Source organism: Buchnera aphidicola (Hyalopterus amygdali) (assembly GCF_964059015.1).
Classification (GTDB): Bacteria; Pseudomonadota; Gammaproteobacteria; order Enterobacterales; family Enterobacteriaceae; genus Buchnera; species Buchnera aphidicola_BN.
On sequence record NZ_OZ060383.1, the window covers coordinates 75,772 to 96,037 of the forward strand.

At 22.4% G+C, this 20,266-nt stretch carries 21 protein-coding genes, 1 tRNA gene, 1 other RNA gene and 1 pseudogene; 18 read left to right on the forward strand and 6 right to left on the reverse strand.

Translation table 11 applies throughout. The features are described from left to right. Positions 1 to 135 precede the first annotated feature (135 nt). A tRNA-Ala gene (locus tag AB4W74_RS00360) sits at positions 136 to 207 on the forward strand. A gap of 187 nt (positions 208 to 394) precedes the next feature. Here AB4W74_RS00360 and fliE read toward each other — a convergent pair. After that, positions 395 to 700, reverse strand: coding sequence for a flagellar hook-basal body complex protein FliE (gene fliE / locus AB4W74_RS00365; RefSeq protein ID WP_367682039.1), 306 nt, complete (start codon positions 698 to 700; stop codon positions 395 to 397). Between the two features lie 166 nt (positions 701 to 866). On the opposite strand from fliE, the gene fliF reads away from it, so the two are divergent. The 13 genes and pseudogenes from fliF (at position 867) to fliR (ending at position 10,819) form a co-directional block, all read left to right on the forward strand. Beyond that, a complete protein-coding gene (gene fliF / locus AB4W74_RS00370) occupies positions 867 to 2,525 on the forward strand; it encodes a flagellar basal-body MS-ring/collar protein FliF (protein WP_367682040.1) in 1,659 nt (552 codons plus the stop codon). Further along, positions 2,522 to 3,517: a flagellar motor switch protein FliG gene (fliG, locus tag AB4W74_RS00375; protein ID WP_367682041.1), complete on the forward strand. Its 996-nt coding sequence runs from the start codon at positions 2,522 to 2,524 to the stop codon at positions 3,515 to 3,517. Before fliF ends, fliG begins: the two co-directional genes overlap by 4 nt. Further along, positions 3,510 to 4,196, forward strand: coding sequence for a FliH/SctL family protein (locus AB4W74_RS00380; RefSeq protein WP_367682042.1), 687 nt, complete (start codon positions 3,510 to 3,512; stop codon positions 4,194 to 4,196). Before fliG ends, AB4W74_RS00380 begins: the two co-directional genes overlap by 8 nt. Next, the gene (locus tag AB4W74_RS00385) at positions 4,157 to 5,563 is read left to right on the forward strand and encodes a FliI/YscN family ATPase (RefSeq protein ID WP_367682043.1); all 1,407 of its coding nucleotides are present in this window, start codon (positions 4,157 to 4,159) and stop codon (positions 5,561 to 5,563) included. The genes AB4W74_RS00380 and AB4W74_RS00385 overlap by 40 nt, the downstream gene beginning before the upstream one ends. Positions 5,564 to 5,599: 36 nt before the next feature. Beyond that, positions 5,600 to 6,049, forward strand: a complete 450-nt coding sequence (gene fliJ, locus AB4W74_RS00390; protein ID WP_367682044.1) for a flagellar export protein FliJ — start codon at positions 5,600 to 5,602, stop codon at positions 6,047 to 6,049. A gap of 2 nt (positions 6,050 to 6,051) precedes the next feature. Next, positions 6,052 to 6,264, forward strand: a complete 213-nt coding sequence (locus AB4W74_RS00395) for a hypothetical protein (RefSeq protein ID WP_367682045.1) — start codon at positions 6,052 to 6,054, stop codon at positions 6,262 to 6,264. A 68-nt stretch (positions 6,265 to 6,332) separates the two neighbouring features. Then, entirely contained in the window at positions 6,333 to 7,184 is an 852-nt protein-coding gene (locus AB4W74_RS00400; RefSeq protein ID WP_367682046.1) for a flagellar hook-length control protein FliK, read from the forward strand. Between the two features lie 111 nt (positions 7,185 to 7,295). Further along, complete coding sequence (locus AB4W74_RS00405) at positions 7,296 to 8,198, forward strand: FliM/FliN family flagellar motor switch protein (protein ID WP_367682047.1); 903 nt, start codon at positions 7,296 to 7,298, stop codon at positions 8,196 to 8,198. An 18-nt stretch (positions 8,199 to 8,216) separates the two neighbouring features. Then, a complete protein-coding gene (fliN, locus tag AB4W74_RS00410; protein ID WP_367682048.1) occupies positions 8,217 to 8,612 on the forward strand; it encodes a flagellar motor switch protein FliN in 396 nt (131 codons plus the stop codon). 11 nt (positions 8,613 to 8,623) lie between these two features. Continuing rightward, positions 8,624 to 8,929, forward strand: a pseudogene (fliO, locus tag AB4W74_RS00415) (flagellar biosynthetic protein FliO); the annotation flags it as partial. A gap of 102 nt (positions 8,930 to 9,031) precedes the next feature. Beyond that, positions 9,032 to 9,763: a flagellar type III secretion system pore protein FliP gene (fliP, locus tag AB4W74_RS00420; protein ID WP_367682264.1), complete on the forward strand. Its 732-nt coding sequence runs from the start codon at positions 9,032 to 9,034 to the stop codon at positions 9,761 to 9,763. A gap of 25 nt (positions 9,764 to 9,788) precedes the next feature. Continuing rightward, positions 9,789 to 10,061, forward strand: a complete 273-nt coding sequence (gene fliQ / locus AB4W74_RS00425; RefSeq protein WP_367682049.1) for a flagellar biosynthesis protein FliQ — start codon at positions 9,789 to 9,791, stop codon at positions 10,059 to 10,061. Next, positions 10,061 to 10,819, forward strand: coding sequence for a flagellar biosynthetic protein FliR (gene fliR, locus AB4W74_RS00430; RefSeq protein WP_367682050.1), 759 nt, complete (start codon positions 10,061 to 10,063; stop codon positions 10,817 to 10,819). The genes fliQ and fliR overlap by 1 nt, the downstream gene beginning before the upstream one ends. A gap of 159 nt (positions 10,820 to 10,978) precedes the next feature. On the opposite strand, the gene rpmG is transcribed toward fliR, so the two are convergent. Both rpmG and rpmB read right to left on the reverse strand, forming a co-directional pair. Then, a complete protein-coding gene (gene rpmG, locus AB4W74_RS00435) occupies positions 10,979 to 11,146 on the reverse strand; it encodes a 50S ribosomal protein L33 (RefSeq protein ID WP_367682051.1) in 168 nt (55 codons plus the stop codon). Positions 11,147 to 11,157: 11 nt separating this feature from the next. Next, positions 11,158 to 11,385: a 50S ribosomal protein L28 gene (rpmB, locus tag AB4W74_RS00440; RefSeq protein WP_367682052.1), complete on the reverse strand. Its 228-nt coding sequence runs from the start codon at positions 11,383 to 11,385 to the stop codon at positions 11,158 to 11,160. 181 nt (positions 11,386 to 11,566) lie between these two features. Between rpmB and AB4W74_RS00445 the strand changes: the two genes are divergently transcribed. Then, a complete protein-coding gene (locus AB4W74_RS00445; RefSeq protein ID WP_367682053.1) occupies positions 11,567 to 14,452 on the forward strand; it encodes a translocation/assembly module TamB in 2,886 nt (961 codons plus the stop codon). Positions 14,453 to 14,468: 16 nt separating this feature from the next. On the opposite strand, the gene ppa is transcribed toward AB4W74_RS00445, so the two are convergent. Then, complete coding sequence (ppa, locus tag AB4W74_RS00450; protein WP_367682054.1) at positions 14,469 to 15,002, reverse strand: inorganic diphosphatase; 534 nt, start codon at positions 15,000 to 15,002, stop codon at positions 14,469 to 14,471. Between the two features lie 176 nt (positions 15,003 to 15,178). Here ppa and pmbA point away from each other — a divergent pair, with 176 nt between their 5' ends. Continuing rightward, positions 15,179 to 16,522 carry a metalloprotease PmbA gene (gene pmbA / locus AB4W74_RS00455; protein ID WP_367682055.1) on the forward strand — a complete coding sequence of 448 codons (1,344 nt, stop codon included), beginning with the start codon at positions 15,179 to 15,181 and terminating at the stop codon, positions 16,520 to 16,522. A 68-nt stretch (positions 16,523 to 16,590) separates the two neighbouring features. Here pmbA and rnpB read toward each other — a convergent pair. Then, positions 16,591 to 16,959, reverse strand: an RNA gene (gene rnpB, locus AB4W74_RS00460) — RNase P RNA component class A. 33 nt (positions 16,960 to 16,992) lie between these two features. After that, positions 16,993 to 17,850, reverse strand: coding sequence for a 16S rRNA (cytidine(1402)-2'-O)-methyltransferase (gene rsmI / locus AB4W74_RS00465; RefSeq protein ID WP_367682056.1), 858 nt, complete (start codon positions 17,848 to 17,850; stop codon positions 16,993 to 16,995). A 116-nt stretch (positions 17,851 to 17,966) separates the two neighbouring features. Between rsmI and AB4W74_RS00470 the strand changes: the two genes are divergently transcribed. Together AB4W74_RS00470 and tal are read left to right on the forward strand one after the other, a co-directional pair. Further along, the gene (locus tag AB4W74_RS00470; protein ID WP_367682057.1) at positions 17,967 to 19,193 is read left to right on the forward strand and encodes a beta-ketoacyl synthase N-terminal-like domain-containing protein; all 1,227 of its coding nucleotides are present in this window, start codon (positions 17,967 to 17,969) and stop codon (positions 19,191 to 19,193) included. A gap of 121 nt (positions 19,194 to 19,314) precedes the next feature. Then, positions 19,315 to 20,265 carry a transaldolase gene (gene tal / locus AB4W74_RS00475; protein WP_367682058.1) on the forward strand — a complete coding sequence of 317 codons (951 nt, stop codon included), beginning with the start codon at positions 19,315 to 19,317 and terminating at the stop codon, positions 20,263 to 20,265. Position 20,266 lies beyond the last annotated feature (1 nt).

The window sequence follows — 20,266 nt, forward strand, 5'->3', positions numbered from 1 at the left end:
TCATTATCTTATACATTTACATATAATCTTTTTTACATTATAAGTGACACTATAATTAAATTAATTTTTTATACATGATTTTGATGGAAAAATAAATTGACAGAATTCACGTGTTTTTATATTGTAATATTTTTTGGGGCTATAGCTCAGAGGTAGAGCGCTTGCATGGCATGCAAGATGTCAGCGGTTCGATCCCGCTTAGTTCCAACAGCATTTTTTAAGTATTTATAGATTTTTAAAGAATATATATTTTAATTTTAATTTTTATTTAAAAAAATAATAATAAATAAAAAATTTATATATATTTATATATATTTTAAACTTCTGTGCTAAAAAAAATGTAAGTTTAGCACAGTATCTTAGTTGAAATTTTTTAATGCATAATTAATTCATATTAGATTTGTTGGTTCATAATTTCTTTATATGCCGAGATAATTTTATTTTTTATTTGTATAGCAAGTTCTATAGAAATAGACGATTTTTGTAGGTCCATCATTATGTTATTTAAAGATATTTTGGAATTATTTAACTGAAATTTTTCAATGTTTTTTTTTGAATCATTTTGAATATTACTAATTTCTCCTAATGCTGTTTGAAAATAATTAAAAAAATTATTAGATTCTTTACTTTTTGTTTTTTTTTTATCTAAGAAATCAATTTTTGTGTAAACATCTTGATTTTGAATGTTATTAATAAACATATCTTCCTCTTTTTTATTTGATTAAAATATTATATTTTTTAAATATCAGTGATTTTGGATATAAATATTTTAATTTCTAATTTATCAGGAAATGTTTTTATTTCAAGTAAAATTTATTTATGATTCAATTATATAGTAAGGTTAACTATTAGATTAGGAAGATGTCATGAATTTTAGTGCTGAAGAATCAATTTCAGAAGAGAAAAAAAAATTCAATAATTTTTTATCTTATTTTTTTAAAAATTCGCGTGTTTTAATTATTTTGTTAGTATTAGCTGTAATTACTACTATTTCAATTTCTATATGGCGTAAATCTCCCGATTATCAAATTTTATATAATAATTTGTCTAACGAAGATGGAAAAAAAATTATTGACCAATTAAATCAAATGAAAATTCCTTATAAGTTTTCTGAAGATTCTGGTGAATTGTTAATTGCTAAAAATAACATCTCTGATGTACGTTTGTTTTTATCTGAACACAACTTACCTCATCGAGGTGTTGGTTATGAAATTTTAGACAAAGAAAAATTTGGATTAAGTCAATTTGGTGAACAAATTAATTATCAACGTGCTTTAGAAGGAGAATTGTCTCGTAGTATAGAAAAAATTAACGCTATAAATAACGCAAAAATACATATAGTTTTACCAAAAAGTTCTTTATTTTTAGAAGATAAAAAAAAACCATCAGCGTCTGTTATTTTAAGTCTTAAATATAATCAATCATTAGATCATAATCAAGTGAATGCTATACTACATTTAATTGCTAGTAGTATCTCTGATTTATCTATAGATAATATAACTATTGTAGATCAATTTGGAAAATTATTAAATAATAAATCATTAGGAGTAAATCAAGATAATGATTTAAAATTAAGATATTCTGAAGAAGTAGAATCTCGTTATAGAAATAGAATTAAAAATATTTTAGAACCTCTTTTGGGCCTCGGTAATATTTATGCTCAAGTAACTGCACAAATAGATTTTAATGATAAAGAAAAAACACAAGAAAAATATACACCAAATACAAATCATAAAAAACAAGCAATACGATCTCGACAAAGTGTAATTAATGATAAAATAAAAACTAAACAAGATTCAGACAAATCAGAATTATTTCCTAAAGAGAATCATTTTTTTTCAAATCGTGACTTTATCAGAAAAAAACATGATAAAGATAAAGAAACCAATATTCATAAGAATCTTATTAATTCAAATTCCACTATAAGTCATGATAATACAATTAACTATGAATTAAACCATACAATATCTCATACAAAAATGAATGTAGGAGAAGTTAAAAGATTATCAGCTGCTGTCATAGTTAATTTTGTTAAAAATAAAAATGGAAAATTAATACCTCTAACTATAGAACAGATAAAAAATATTAAAAAATTAGTATGTGAAGCGATAGGATATTCTAAAATTAGAGGAGATACTGTACACATTGTCAATGAATCTTTTTTTAAAAAAGATCAAAATTCTCCTATTCAAGTATTAAATTATTCCGATAAATCTATTTTTTCAAATCCTTTTTTTATTATAACACCATGGTGTCTTTCTTTTGTATTTCTTGTCTTTTTTATAAAAAAAGTTTTTTTCTCTTCTTCCTCTCATAATTCTAAAAATACTATTCAAAATTACGAATTATCTAATCGTGAGAGAAGCGAAGATATAAATAAAACAGAGAACATTCACGATCAATTAAAAGATTCAAAAAACATGAATACAACAGATAAATTAATTCATCAAATTTGTAATATATCTAATCAAAATCCACGTATTATAGCGTCGATTATTCGTCAATGGATGAGTGATAAAAAATGACTTTAAATGGTACTAAGAAAAGTGCACTTTTATTAATGTCAATAGGAGCTGATCAAGCATCAGAGGTATTAAAACATTTAACTCCTTTTGAAGTGCAAGAGTTAGTTACTTCTATGATTAATATTCATCAATTTTCTAATGAAACATTAAATACTGTATTACAGGAGTGTTATAGTATTTTTTTAAAAAAAAATAATTCACTATCTTATAGTGATGAGAATTATATTAGTGATGTTTTAAATAAAACTTTAGGTGAGAAAAAAGGCAGTATATTATTTAATGAAATGTTAGAAATTCGAACTATTAAAAATGGGATTAAAAAATTTAATTCTATGGAACCAAAGAAATTAGTTGATTTATTGAAAAAAGAACATCCTCAGATTTTAACAACAATCCTTATATATTTAAAAAAAAGTCAAGCAGCTAAAGTTCTTTCACTTTTAAATGAAGAAAAACGTGCTGAAATTATTTTGAGAATTACAAAATTTAACGGAATTAAAGAGTCTAATTTGACTGATTTAAAAAAAATAATTAATAATTTATTACAAAGAAAAAATTTACTTTCTTCAGAAGAAGGTGGTATAAAAACTGCTGTTAAAATTTTAAATTATCTGAAAATAGAATATGAAAAAGACATTTTAAAAAAAATTAATATGTCGGATAAAAATTTGAATCGCAAACTTATTAAAGAAATGTTTTTATTTGATAATATAATTAATACAGATGATAAATATATTCAATGTCTTATCAAAAATATAGAAAGAGAAAAATTATACATTGCACTTAAAGGTACTAGTTTATTAGTAAGAAAAAAATTTTTTAAAAATATGAACGAAGAACAAGCAAAAAAATTATCTGCATGTTTAGAAAAAAAATCTTATATTTCCAACATTGCTATAAAAAATGAACAAAAGTTAATTTTAATGATATTGAAAAACATTTTACATCATGGTTTTTTTAAAGAAAAAAATTTAGGAAAATATTATGTCTAATGTAGATATAAAAGAGTCCAATGCAGATATAAAAAAAATTTGGAAATTATGGTATCCAAAAGAAACATTTTTAAAAAAATCAAAAAATAATAAAATTTTTTTTTCGAACTTACATGGTTTAACAGAAAAAGATTTCTGCATAGATCTTAAAGATAAAAAAAATTTTGATCAATTAGAGAAAAAAAATGAAATAAAATCATGTTCTTTTAATAAAGAATCATATAATTTAGGTTTTAGCGACGGTATAAAAAAACAAGAAGAAAAAAATATTATATTAGATCATAAATTGAATGCATTGTTTTTAAAGTTTGATGTTGCTATTTCTTTATTTGATAAAATGTTGTATACCCGTTTATTAAAAACAGTTTTAATTATTTCTTCTTATGTAATTGGTAAAAACATTAAATTTGATAAATCAATTTTATTAAAAAAAATAAAAAACATTATGAATAACGATAATTTCTTTTTGAAAAAAACACAATTAATTATTCATCCTAATAATAAAAAGATACTAAAAAAAATTATAGAGAATTCTGTTCATAGCAATAAATTAGAATTATACTATGATGATAGTATAGATATAAATGGTTGTAAAATTCGTTCAGAAAATGGTGATGTAGATAATACTATTGATGCTAGATGGAAAGAGATATGTCGTCTTGTGTCAGAGGAATCCTAATGGAATCAAGATTTTTTAAATTATTAAATAATGTTTCTTCTTTTGAAAAAAAAATTAACAATTTATCTGATAATATTTTATGTGGTCATCTTGTTGCTATTAATGGTTTTGTTTTAGAAGTAATAGGGTTAAAAGCACCAATTGGTGCTCAATGTTTTATTGAAAGAATAATAGATGGGAAAATATTGAACATCAATGCTGAAGTAGTCAGTTTTAAAAGAGAAAAAACGCTTTTATTTGCTTTTGAGGAAACTTATGGTGTTTTTCCTGGATCACGAGTATTTGTAAAATCTAATAAAAAAGATGTCAATTGTATTGCAAAAAAAATTCCATTAGGAATGGAATTATTAGGAAGAGTTTTAAATGGTAAAGGAATACCTTTAGACGGTTTACCTCATTTAGATCCGAAATGTTTTTCAGTTGTAAAAAATAATATCATTAATCCATTACATAGAAAACCAATTAGTGAAATTTTAGATACTGGAATACGAGCTATTAATGCTCTTATAACTATAGGAAGAGGACAAAGAATAGGAATTTTTTCTGGTTCGGGTATGGGTAAAAGTATTTTATTAGGAATGATGGCGAAATATACAAAGGCTGATATAGTAGTAATCGGTTTAATTGGAGAAAGAGGACGAGAAGTAAAAGATTTTATAGAAAATATATTGGGAAAAAATGGACTGTCTCGTTCTGTTGTTATTGCAGCTCCAGCTGACGTTTCTCCTTTATTACAAGTAGAAGCGGCGTCATATACTACTAGTATCGCCGAATATTTTCGTAATAAATCCAAACATGTTTTATTAATTATGGATTCTCTAACTCGTTATGCAATGGCGCAAAGAGAAGTTGCATTGTCTTTAGGAGAATTACCTGTATCAAAAGGATATCCATCTTCTATTTTTTCAAAAATTCCTATTTTAGTGGAACGTACAGGAAATTCAAATAATCATGGTTCTATTACTGCATTTTATACAGTATTAACTGAGAATGAAGATGATTACCAACAAGATCCTATTTCTCATATTTGTCGTTCTATATTAGATGGTCACATTATATTATCTCGATATTATGCAGATTTAGGACATTATCCAGCAATTGATATTGAATCTTCTATTAGTCGTGTAATGCCTAATATTATTAGTAGTAAACAATATTTACAAGCATGTTATTTTAAAAAGTTAGTATCTTCTTATCAAAGAAATAAAGATTTAATAAATATTGGTGCTTATTTAAAAGGTACCGATTCGGTTTTAGATCATGCGATTAAAATATGGCCTACTTTAGAAACATTTTTACAGCAAAAACAAAATGAAAAAAGTAGTTATTCATCTTCTTATAAAGAATTAAATAAAATATTTGTTTAAACTTGTTTTATTTTACTTTTAATAGGATATTTATTAATGAAATATAAAAAAATTTCATACTCTATATTAGAAGATATAGAAAAAAAAAATATAGAAAAACATAAGATAAATATTAAAATTTTATATCTTCAAAGAGAAAAATATATTCAACAATTAAAATTATTAATAAATTATAGAAGCGAATATGTAAATAGGTTAAAGAATAAAATCAATTCAGGAATATATATATATGAATGGAATAACTATAATGATTTTATTTTTATCTTGTACCTTCTTATTGAAAACAATCAATTAATTATTAAAAAAAATAAAAAACAAGTTAAAGAAAGTTTAAAAAAATGGTCTCAAAATCAAATTAAGTTAAAAACATGGGATTATTTAAATAATAAATATAAAAAACATTTAATCAATAAAAAATTATTGAGAGAGCAATTAACTTTAGATGAATTTTGTATTGCTAAAGATATTTCAAAAAGGAATTTATAACAATGTTAACAAAGCTTAATCATTTATTTTCAGATAAAAGATCATTACCTAATAAGGTTTCTTATTTAACTTCTTCAAATAATTTTTGTAAATCTATATTTGATGAATTAAAAAAACACTTAATTAAAAAAGAAATAGAATTTGATAATACTTCTACTAAAAAAAAAAAGATGATACTGAAAAAATTACCTATAATTTTATTATTGCTAATTTAATACATGTTTTAAGAAAAAAAGATACTATATTAAAATATAATATTAAAAATATTAACAAAAATAAAGTGATGAAAGAAAAAAAGTTCGATAATAATATTGAGTTAAAATTTCATCAATGTAGAAAAATTAAAAAAAATAATAATATTAAAAAAAATAAAACGTATAAAAAAATTTTTATTCATGACATCTTTAAAAAATCAATAGTTATGCAAAGTCAATTAAATAAATTAAAAGAAGTTAAAAAAAATAATATATTTAGTAATTTGAAAAATAATTTTTTATCAAAGATAAATCATATTTATAATAAAAAAAATAATACAAAAATTTTAAAAAATGATGATAACTCATTCTTTTTTAAAGAAACTAAAAATAAAAAATTTAACACTCTTTTATTTAAAAATTTTAATAAAGAAAATAGTTCAATTCAAAATATAAATATTTTTAAAGATATAAATAAAACAAAAAATTTTCAATACGATGTCAATTTTATTGAATTTTCTCATTTAGAAAAAAATGATGAATGGAAAAAAGCAATTAGTCAGCAAGTATTATTATCTATTGCAAATAAAGAAAATAAAGCAGAAATACATTTTAAACCGGAATACCTAAGTCCTATAAATATAAAAATTAAAATAAAAAATGATAAGGCGATGTTGAATTTTATTTCTAATCATAATGAGATTAAAACTTTTTTAAAAGATTCTATTCCATTTTTACAAAGTGAATTAATTAAAAATGGTATTAAATTAGACAAAATTAATATTTGTAAACCTGGTTTTGAAGAAAAAAAAATTTCTGAAAAGAATATAAGTTCAATGAAAAATTATGTTTATGAAAAATGGAAATCAAAAAATATTTTTATATTCCAAAAAAATGATACTGAATGCATTGATCATCAATATATTGATATGTATATTTAAATAGTATAAAAAATTCATTTATTTTTAATAGGACTTTAATTTATTCTTATCCTAAAATATAGGCAATGAAAATAACATTTTGATTACTTTCACCTATGAGGTGATTTATAAATGGACAAAAGTATTAATTCAAATAGTCAATTTAAAAAAAATTTACACAGCTTTTTAAGCAAAAGTGAAATAGAAATATTAGAAAAAATTAATAAAAAATTTATAAAAAAAATTATAATACAATTTTCTAATTTCTTAAAAAAAAATATTAAACTAAACTTTTATACCATCAACAAAGATACTTACACTAATGATGACAGAAATTTAGAATTTTTATATTGTAATTCAATAAAAATACTACCTTTAGAACAGGAATCTTTTATATTTTTTTCATCTAATTTATTATCTGTTTTTATAGATTTTTTATTTGGAGGGAATAGTACTTTTGTCAATAACATTGATATAAAAAGAAATATGACATATACGGAAAATCGCGTTAACAAAAAAATAATAAAATTAATTATAGATGCCTATTGTAGTTCTTGTCGAAGTTTTTTTTCTTTGGATATTGAATTCGTTAAATGTCAAATTATTAATTTAAAAAAACATACTATCTATCCGAATAATTTTTTCATCACTAATTTTTTTAACTTTAGTTGTAATGGAATTAAAATATTTTTAAGCATTTTATTGCCTATTGAAATAATTAAACAAAAAAGTTCAAAAAAAATAAATTCAACAGATAAAAATATATATTCAGAAAAAAAATTTTTAAAAAATAATGTTTCTGTTAAAAATATATATGACGTTAAATTAGACATAGTTGTAGAATTAATTGTATCGCCTATTTTTAGAGATAATTTTAATAAATTATCTGAAGGTGACATTCTTTCCCTAAAAAATCCTAAAAAAATAATAGCATTTATAGAAAAAAAACCTATTTTTTTAGGAGAACATAAAATTTTTAACAACCAATCTATCGTTTTCTTAGAAGAATTTATTATTGATAATTTAAAAAAATAAGTTTAAAGGAAAATTTTCATGAATAAAATAAAAAACAAAGATGTTTCTAATAATTTAGATAATGATTATTCAAAAAAAAATGATGGCAGCACTGTTGATATAAATTCAGCTATCAAAGAAAAAAATGAAACAAAAAAATTAAATAATATGAATGAATCTTTAGATAATAAAAAAACAATTGTTAACGTACCATTAAAGATAAGAGTTGAATTAGGAAAATCTAAAATAAAAATAAAAGATTTATTAAGTTTTTCAAAAGGAAGTGTATTTTTTTTAAATAAAAAAAAAGAAGATCCTTTAAAAATTTTTATAAATAATAAATTAATTGCTTTAGGTGAAATTGTAGTATCTGATAATAAATATGGGATTCGTATTATAAGCATAAATAATTCTTTAAATTCTATTAATATATAAATTTAAATATTATGGAAAATAATCTATCATCACAAATATTATCTAGTTTTTTTAGATCATTTTTTTCTAGTACAAATTTTTTTCATACAGTGAGTGCATTAATTGAAATATTATTATTAATATTAATTTTATTCTGGATTTTAAAAAAAATTTCTTTTTTTAAAATAAATAAAAAATATTCTAATATAAAGATTATTGATAAAATATCTCTTGGAACTAATGAATCAATAGTAATCATTAAAGTAAAAGAAAAAAAATTAGTTTTAGGTGTAACAAAAAATTACATAAATCATTTATATACGTTGTCGTCTAATTTACCAGATGAGTTAGTTGATAAAAAAAAAGAAATAATTTTACCAATACAACAGTACAACGATTCTTTAAAAAACTTTACTAAAATATCTTGGAAAAACACAATGTTGCATCGAATTATTCCATTTTTATTTTTGTTGTTATTTTGTCCATTAGCTTATGCTGATATTCCTGGTTTAACAAGTCATATTTTAAATGATGGCAGCCAAACTTGGTCTTTGCCAGTACAAACTTTAGTTTTTCTTACTTCTTTAACTTTTCTCCCCGCTTTTATTCTCATGATGACTAGTTTTACTAGAATTATTATTGTTTTTGGTTTATTACGAAATGCTATAGGTACACCATATGCACCACCAAATCAAATATTACTTGGTTTATCTCTTTTTTTAACTTTTTTTATTATGTCTCCTACGTTTGATCAGGTTTATAAAAACGCATATCTTCCTTTTAGTCAAGATAAAATAAATATGGATGAAGCTATTATTAAGGGTTCTATTCCCTTTAAAAATTTTATGTTAAATCAAACACGTTCGTCTGATTTAGAGTTATTTTCAAAACTAGCTCATATTTCTTCTTATAAAGACAAAGAAGAAATACCAATGCGGATTTTATTGCCATCGTTTATTACGAGTGAGTTAAAAACAGCTTTTCAAATTGGTTTTACTATTTTTATACCTTTTTTAATTATTGATTTAGTTATTGCCAGTGTTCTAATGGCCTTAGGTATGATGATGGTTCCTCCTTCAACAATATCTTTGCCTTTTAAATTAATGTTATTTGTACTAGTAGACGGATGGCAACTATTAGTAACTTCATTATCGCAAAGCTTTAAAATGTGACTTTTTCCTAGAAAAGGATTTTTTTATGACACCAGAATATGTAATGGAACTTTTTCATGAAGCTATGAAAGTCGGATTAATGATTGCATCGCCTTTATTATTATCAATTTTAATTAGTGGTTTGATCATTAGTATATTACAAGCGGCTACACAAGTGAATGAACAAACATTGTCTTTTATTCCTAAAATTATTTCTATTCTTATAGTAATAGCTATGCTTGGTCCTTGGATGTTGGGTGTTATGTTGGATTATATGCATAACTTATTTAATAATATATCATTGATTATGATGAAATAATGTTAACATTTAATAGTTTAGAATTAGCAATTTTAATAAATAATTTTATTTGGCCGTTAGTTCGTATTCTATCATTTTTTGCAACTGCTCCTTTTTTTAATGATGAGAATATAAATAAAAAAATTAAAATAATTTTTTCTGTTCTAATTACTGTATTAATAGAACCTTTTTTACCTAAAGTTCATATGGAATTATTTTCTATAATGAGTTTATTTGTAATATTACAGCAAATTTTAATTGGTACAGCTTTAGGTTTTACCTGTCAATTTTTATTTGCTGCATTTAATTTTTCTGGAGAGATAATAGGATTGCAAATGGGTTTATCTTTTGCAAATTTTTTTAATGCCAATCGTTATATTGGTACCTCTATAGTGTCACGTTGGATAAATATTTTAATTTTATTTTTATTTTTAACAATTAATGCCCATCTTTATTTAATTGTTATATTAGTAGATAGTTTTTATAGTATGCCTATTAATATGAACTTTATAAGCTCGAGTTTTTTTTGGAGTCTATTGCAATTTTCTAGTAGCATTTTTTTAAATGGTATTATTTTTGCTCTTCCAATTATGATTTTTTTATTACTATCTGCTTTAATAATGAGTATTTTAAATCGATTGTCTCCCCAGATATCTATTTTTTCTATTGGATTTCCACTAAATTTATTAATAGGAATGTTTATAATATATTACTTGATATCAATTATTTTCCCCTTCTTTAAAAATTCGTTAAATCAATTAATTACATTTTTGTCTTAATATATTAAAAATATAGTTTTGTTAAATTACAAATAATAGGTTTAATTTATTTAAATACTTAATCTTAAAAAGAAAAAATTATTTTACTTTAAATAAAGTATAATTTCCTCAAAATTATACTTTAATTATAAAATATAATCTTAATTTTATTAATTTTTATTATTTAATTTTTCCTTCATTGTATAATACATGTTTTCTAATGACAGGATCATATTTTTTTAATTTCAATTTATCAGGAGTATTTCTTTTGTTTTTTGTAGTAGTATAATAATGACCTGTTCCTGCAGAAGAAATCATTTTAATTTTTTCTCGATTTTTTTTAGCCATAAATTCCACCTTTATTTTTTATAATAAATTTTTTTTATTACTGCTTCTATTCCTTTTTTATCAATACAACGCATTCCGTTAATAGATACTCTTAATTTAATAAATCTTTTTTTTTCAGGAATCCAAAATCTATGATATTGAATATTTGGCAAAAATTGTCTTTTTTTTGCATTCATAGCATGTGATCGATTATTACCAATCATTCTCTTTTTTCTTGTAACTTGACATATACGAGACATGTAAAATTTTCCTAATTTTAAAAATTTATTTTTTTTTTTAAATAATATACTAAAATAGTATAAATTACTATAATAGGTATTTGATATTAGTTTGTTTCGCCTATTACATAAGTAAGTATATTATAAATGATAAAGTATATTTTATAAATAATAGGATTGATATTAAATTGGGATAATTGATATGAGTATATATCAGAAATATTTATCTAAATCTTTGATTTTTGTTTTTTCTTTATTTTTTCTGATATTATTCTTTTTAGAAACTAGTATTGGATTTAAATATTTTTTTAATTTTGCTAATTATTTTTTTATGGGACTTAAAGTAGAAAAAATATCAGGAAATTGGCGTAATTTTACGTTAAAAAAAATTAATTATAAAATTTTAGGAGGATCCATTAAAGCTGAAAATATTCATATTATAACAAATCCAGTGTCCTTTTTTAATACCCCTATTATTTTTAAAAATATAGAAACAAAAAAATTAGTAATTTCATTAGAAAAAAATCCAAAATTAATTTTAAAAAATAATTCTTTTGAAAAAATCAAATTAAACAAAAAATTTTTTTTTCAAAATTCTATAATTTTTCGTAATATATATTTTGATAAAATTTCATTAAAAATACAAAAAAAAAATATATTTTTATTTAATGTATTAAGTAGTATAACGTTAAATCGAAATACTTTAACTATATTTCCTACTTCTGTTAATTTAGTTCGCAGTAATTTAATATATAATAAAACAAAGAATGATATAGATAAAAAAAATTTTTTTTATACAAATAAAATAAATAATTTTTTATCTTTTTTTTCGAATTACAAAGAATTTCTTCCCACGTTAGACATAAAATTAATTAATTTAAAATGTAATCAGTTAAAATTTTTTGATCAAAAAAATCTAATTTTTCATAAAATAGAGTTGAGTGCTCGATTTAAAAAAAATATTTTAAAAATTAAAAATATGAAAGCATTTTCAAAATTTATTAAAATAAAGTCTAAGGGTAAAATTTTTTTTAGAGATAATTTTTCTACCTTTTTTATTATTAATAATAAAGTATCAACAAATCTTTATAAAGATAAAGTAATAAAAGTTTTATTTAAAGGTACCTTGAATAAAAAATTTGTATTTACATTAAAATCAAGTAATTTATTAAAATTTAATATCTATGGGAAAATATTATTAGATTATCTAGATTATCCTATGTGTATTAATTTACATATTGATGATCTTTTTTTCCCTATAAATAAAAATTTAATATTAAGTTCGAAAAATTTTAATTTGATATTAAAAGGAAAATTTAATAATTATTTTTTATCTTTGAAAAACATTTTTACTATTTCAGGTATGCCATCTATTTTTATGCATATTTCTGCTATTGGTAATTTGAAAAATATTTTTTTAAAAAAAATTAATTTTTTTCCATTTTTAAAAAATATACAAAAGAAAAAAAATCTACCACAAAAAAAAGTAAAATACAGTGAATATATATCCCAATTAGCAGGTAAAATAAATTTACTTCTTAATTCTAACAAAAAATATAAAAATATTTCTTTCCCTCATTTTTGTTTTAAAGGAGATATAATTAGAAAAAAAATATCTTTATCAGGTTCTTTATATTATCAAAATATAAATGGTATAAAAATACCTAGAATAAATTTTATATTAGGTAAAAATAAAGGATTTCTACTAGGTTCAGTATCAAATAAAGTTAATATCTATTCCTCTTTTAATTTCAATCATTTGGAATATTTTTTACCAAATTTAAAAGGCATAATTAAATCTACTTTAAATGCATATGGTTTTTATCCCTTTCCTTCTATTTCTTCTTCTTTTTTAGGGAAAAAAATAAATTGGAAAGATGTTATATCTTTAAATAGTATAAAAATTTTTACTAATTTAAATATGAAAAAAGATTTTTCCAAAAATATTTTTGTTAGGATTAAAAAAATACGTTTTTTAAACTTTTGTATTGATTCTTTAAATATTAAATTCGATTGGAATAATATAAATCAAAATTTTTATTTTTCTTTAAAAAATAAAAAATTATCTATGAAATTACTTTTTAATGGATATATGAACAAAAAAACAGGAGTATGGAAAGGTATTATAAAACAAATAAATATTAAACATCCTTTTGGAATATGGATGACAGAAAATAATCCCTTAATATTTTATTCTTTTCAAAAAAGTATTAATGATGATAATTTTAAAGAATTAAGAAAAAAAAATTTGTTTTCTTCGATTATATATAATACAAAAATGTTATTTATTAAATTGTTTTTTCAAAAATCTATAAGTATTAAAACTAATGTATTTATTAATACAAAATTTCAATGGCAATTAGGAAAAAAAATTTCTAATATAAAACTTGCTTTGAAAACTCAAAATATAAAATTAGAAAAAAAAATCAAAGATAATGTATTGCATGAGAAGATAGAAAATTTTAATTTATTCGTTAATTTTAAAAAAAATAATTTTATGACGCAATGGATTATAAATCGATCAAAAAATAAATTAAAAATGAATAGAATATCTGGTTTTTTAAATGTTTATGATATTTATCATACACAAAGAATTAAAGGTCAATTTTTTTTATCAAATTTTTCTTTTTCTGTATTAAATATATTTACAAATAATTTAAAAAAATTTCAAGGAAAATTTACAGGAAATATAGAATTATTAGGAAATTTATATCAGCCTAAAATATTGGCTGATATTGATTTTCAAAATATTTATATTAAAAGCGATCATATATTAAAATATATACTTTTATGTTTTCATTTTTTTTCAAAAAAATTAGAAAATGTTAAAATTGATCAAGAAATTATTATAAAAAAAGGAGATATATTATTTGAATTAAATTCAAATATTAAAAATAATATTTCTAATTTTCAATGGAATTTTTTATTTAATAGTAACAATGTTATACTTGTATTTTTACCTGAAATAGAATTTAGTTTTTCTTCTCATTTAAACTTAATTTATTCTTTGTTTAAATACAATTTAATTGGTTATTTAAATTCCTCTTTGTTTTCTTTTAAAATTAATGAAAAAAATTTTTTATTTTAAATATAAATATATTTTTTTATTTATTTTTTTTGGCACGATTATATGAAGTAGAAATTTCTAATTTTGCTGCTTTATGATCTCCCCATTCTATAATTTTTACCCATTTGTCTCTTTCTAATTTTTTGTAATTTTGAAAAAAATGTTCAATTTGTCTTTTTAGTAGTTCGGATATGTCTGATATATTATTTATATTTTCGTATTCTCTGCACACTTTACTGTTTGGTACAGCTAGAATTTTAGCATCATCTCCAGATTCATCATGCATCTTTAATATTCCAATGGGTTTGCAATGAATTACTACATTGGATTGTATTGGATATGGAGAGGCAACCAAAACATCTAATGGATCTCCATCAAGTGATAAAGTTTCGTTAATATAACCATAATTACATGGATAGAACATTGGCGTAGATATAAAACGATCTACAAAAAGAACACCTGATTTTTTGTCTACTTCGTATTTAACAGGCGACGAATTTGATGGTATTTCAATGATAACATATATATCATTTGGTATATTTTTTCCTGCTTTAATAGAATTAAAGTTCATTTTTAATATATTCCTATATTTAGCGTTTTAAAAATTTAATTTTCCACTTAATTAAAGAAAAAATTTTTTAAAAAATCAATTTGTTTGGATAATTAATTTTTTTTTTATATAATTATTTTAACAAAAATGATTTTTAAAATTCATATATAGTATATATATCACCTAAGGAGTTATAAATGCAATCATTCAATCAAATTGAAAAAGAAGAAGATACACTTATAAATACGGTAAAAAATACTCTTTATTTAGCTCGAAAAAAATTTAATTTTTCTGTTGAAGTATTTGTAAAAAAAACAATAGGTATAAATGTTAATATAAGAAATAGCATTATCGAAAATGTAGAGTTTAACAGAGATGGTGGATTATTTATTACAGTTTATAACAAATTTTCTAAAGGTGTTGTATCATCTAGAGATTTTAGTATAAATGGTATTAAAAAAATGTTAGATACGGCAGTTGATATTTCTAAATATTCTTCGTCTGATTTTTTCTCAGGTTTGCCTGATATAAAATTACTTTGCTTTGGATCTAAAGATCTTGATTTATTTCATCCTACTGAGTTTAATCTAAAAAATGCAATTAATTTTACTTCTATATCAGAACAAGAAGCGTTTAAATTTGATAAAAGAATTGTTAATAGTGAAGGAAGTTTTTTTAGCAATCATATTAGTATAAATGTTTTTGGAAATAGTTTAGGCATGTTAGAAAAATATAAATCTACTTATTATAACAATTATAATTGCATGATTGCAAAAGATAAAAATTGTATGCAAAGAAGTTTTAGTTATTCTACTGCAAGAAAACTAGAAGATTTAGAAAAACCAGATATATTAGGACAAAAAACAGCTAAAAATGCTATATCTCGTTTAGGTTCTAAAAAAATCAATACTACGAAATGTCCAATAATTTTTTCAAGAGAAATCTCTCCTACATTTTTTTCTCATTTTATTTCAGCCATTAGTGGTGATAATGTTTATCAAAAATCTACTTGTTTATTATATGATTTAAAAAAAAGAATTTTTCCTGAGTGGTTAAATATTGAAGAAAAACCACATTTGATAGCAGGTCTAGGTAGCAAACCGTTTGACAGTGAAGGTGTTGCAACAAAGAGTAAAAGTATTATTAAAAATGGAATTTTACAAACATGGTTATTAAATACGTATAATGCTCGCAGATTAAATTTATTTAGTACTGGTAATTCTGGAGGTATTACAAATTGGTTTGTTTCGCATAAAAACATCTCTTTTAAAGAAATGTTACATACAATGTATAATGGATTATTGATAACAGAGTTAATGGGACAAGGAGTAGATATTATTAGTGGCAATTATTCACGTGGAGCAATAGGTTTTTGGATTAAAGGTGGGAAGATTCAATATCCAGTTAACGAAATTACTATATCTGGAAATTTAAAAAATATGTGGCATAATATTATTAGTATTAGTAATGACATTAATATATATAGTAAGATTCGATCTGGTTCAATTTTATTATCTGAAATGCAAATTTCTGGAAATTAATTTAATTGAATGGATATTTATTAAAAAAGGTAATAAATTTATTACCTTTTATTTCTTTATATTTATTTTTAAGAAGTTGACCTATAAGCCGGGTTCTGTTTAAACAGTCATTTATCTAGATTAACAATTACTTGCTAATTCAAGCAGCCTACCCAGGTTTTTTAGTACGAGCAATACAGATAACCTATATTTGGCTTTGCTCCAGGTGGAGTTTACCTTGCCATAAATTGTTACCAATTATGCGGTGTGCTTTTACCACACCTTTTCACCCTTTCCCTTTTTATTTTTGATAATTATATATAAAAAAGGCGGTTTTTTTTCTGTTGCACTCGTCATAAGCTCACGCTTTCCAGGTGTTACCTGGCACCTTGCTCTATGGAGCCCGGACTTTCCTCTCTTCAGAAAAATTACTGAACAGCGACTGTTTAGTCAACTTCAAAAAAAAATTATATATTATTTTTATGCAAATGTCACTGATCTTCTTTTTTTATTGCATATTCATATAAATTGTTTTTTTGAATTTTGTGTATTTTAGAAGTAATCAGAACAGATTGTTTTAATGACAAAAAGTTTCTTAACATGATAAATGTATTTTTTATTTCTTCTGAAATATCTTTTTTCTTCAATTCTTTGAAACCATCTATGATAATTATCATTTCTCCTTTATTGTAACGATTTATATCTTTTTTTAACCAAGATAGAATAATATTAGCTTTTGCACCATAAATAGATTCCCATTTTTTTGTAATTTCTCTTGCTATTACTAAGTATCTATTCTGATCTATTTTTTCTATAATATCTTTTATACTTTGAAGTATTCTATGCTTTGATTCATAAAAAATTATTGTTCTTTTTTCTTCTCTTAAGGAATATAGTAAATCTCGTCTTGTTTTTTTTTTAGAGGGAAGAAATCCTTCGTAACAAAAACGATTAGTAGATATTCCAGATGCGCTTAGTGCTGTGATAGCCGAACAAGGTCCCGGAAGAGGAATAATTTGAATATTAAAAATATAACATTGTTTTATTAAAAAATATCCTGGATCATTAATAACTGGCGTTCCTGCATTAGATACTAGAGCGATTTTTTTTCCTTCTTGTAATTTTTTAATTACATAGTGACTTTGTTTTTTTTCATTTTCTTTATTAAAAGATATTAAAATATTTTTAACATTATAATGTTGTAGTAAAATGTTAGTATGATAAATATTTTCTGCTGCTATTAAATTTACACTTTTTAGTGTATCTACTGCACGATAAGTAATATCAGATAGATTGCCAATAGGAGTAGGTACAATATAAAGAACACCACTTTTTTTAAATAAATTCACTTTTTTTCCAGATATTTTTTTAAAAAATAAAAAATAATTTATTATATAAATAATATTAGATTTCATCTTTTTTTTACATATAAATTTAATTAAATTCATCATCATAGGATATTTAAGTGAAGAGAGTTGTTATTACAGGATTTGGGATTATTTCAAGTATTGGAAATAACAAGAAAGAAGTTTTAAATTCTTTATATTATGGTATTTCTGGAATTACTTTTTCTAAAGAAATGAAAGAATTAGGTATGCGTAGTCAAGTTTGGGGAAATATAAAGTTAGAAGATATAAAACATATTAAAAAAAGTAAAATATCTCGTTTCATGAATGATGGGTCTATATATGCTTTTTTATCTATGGAACAAGCAATTAAAGATGCTAATTTAAATATTAAACAATATCAAAAAAATCCCCGCGTTGGACTTATTGCTGGTTCTGGAGGTGGTTCTCCTAAATATCATACAAAAGCTATAGATTCTATTAGAAGCAAGCGTGGTTTAAAAGCTGTTAGTCCTTATATTGCTATCAAAGCTATGACTTCTGCTGTTTCAGCTTGTTTATCGAGCTTATTTAAAATTTACGGTGTAAATTATTCTATAAGTTCGGCTTGTGCTACTTCAGGTCATTGCATTGGAAATGCTTTTGAATTAATTAGATTTGGTAAACAAGATCTTATTTTTGCAGGTGCTGGAGAAGAAATTACTTGGGAATTAGCATGTGAATTTGATGCAATGAAAGCTCTTTCTAGTAAATTTAATAATACTCCTATTACAGCATCACGTGTTTATGATGTACATCGGGATGGTTTCGTTATATCTGGTGGTGGAGGAATACTAGTTATTGAGGAATTAAATTCTGCTTTGTCTCGATCTGCTCATATTTATGCTGAAATTATTGGATATTCTGCAACGTCTGATGGTAAAGATATGATTGTACCTTCAGGAGAAGGGGCAGAACGTTGTATGCGTTTAGCCAAGCAAGAAAACGATTTTTTATCCATTGATTATATAAATGTTCATGGAACTTCAACGAAAATAGGTGATCTAGTTGAATTAGAAGCAATTAAAAAAGTTTTTTTAAATGATAAAAAAAAGCCTTTTATTTCGGCAACAAAGTCAATCACTGGTCATTCTTTAGGAGCATCTAGTGTACATGAAATTATTTATATACTATTAATGTTAGAATATAATTTTATAGCACCTTCAATTAATATTCAAAAATTAGAGCCTTCTGCTAAAAAAATGAATATTATACAAAAAACTTTCAATAAAAAAATTGAAACAGTTATGTCTAACAGTTTTGGTTTTGGTGGAACTAATGTTTCTTTAATATTAAAACGATATTAGTTTTATTGAGAAAAATATTTTTTGTATGTATTTAATAAAAATACATTTTTTGAAATAAAATATTTATTTTATAGATAGTTTTAATTTTAATAATTTTTTTAAAAAAATACAAGGTATAAAAATGAATCAATTAAATGAATTAAGAAAATTTACAACTATTGTTGCAGATACAAGTGATATAGAATCTATTTGTAAATATCGTCCAGAAGATGCTACTACTAATCCTTCTTTAATACTACAAGCTGTAAATTCAAGTATTAATAAAAAATTTATTGACCAAGCTGTAGAATATGCAGTAAAAAAAGGAGGTTCGCGTGAGAATAAGATAATAAATGCTAGTGATAAAATTGTAGTTGATCTTGGAATAGAAATTTTAAAATATATACCAGGTTATATTTCTACTGAAGTTGATGCACGTTTATCTTTTGATAAAGAAAAATGTATTTTAAAAGCAAAAAAAATAATTAATATGTATGAAGAAGAAGGTATTGATCGAAATAGAGTACTTATTAAATTAGCAGCTACATGGGAATCTATAAAAGCTGCAGAAGAACTTAAAAAAAGTAATATTTTTTGTAATCTAACTCTTTTGTTCTCTTTTGCTCAAGCTCGTGCTTGTGCAGAATCGCATGTTTTTTTAATATCACCTTTTGTGGGACGAATTTATGATTGGTATATATCAAAAAATTTAATTTCAAAAAATTCTTTTGATCAAGATCCAGGTGTTTTATCTGTTCGTAAAATATATAATTTTTACAAAAAACATAAATATAAAACTATTATTATGGGAGCAAGTTTTCGGAATATTCATCAAATTTTATCTCTTTCTGGATGTGATCGATTAACTATTTCACCTGTTTTTTTAAAATATTTGGAAAACAGTAATGAAAAATTAAGTAGAAAATTAATTCCTCCTAGTACATATATCACTCCTCCATCTTCGCTTACAGAAGAAGAATTTAGATGGGAACATAATCAAGATGAGATGGCAGTTCAAAAATTATCAGAAGGAATACGAAATTTTGGAAAAGATCAATTATTTTTAGAAGAAATTTTTTCTAAGTTTATATAAA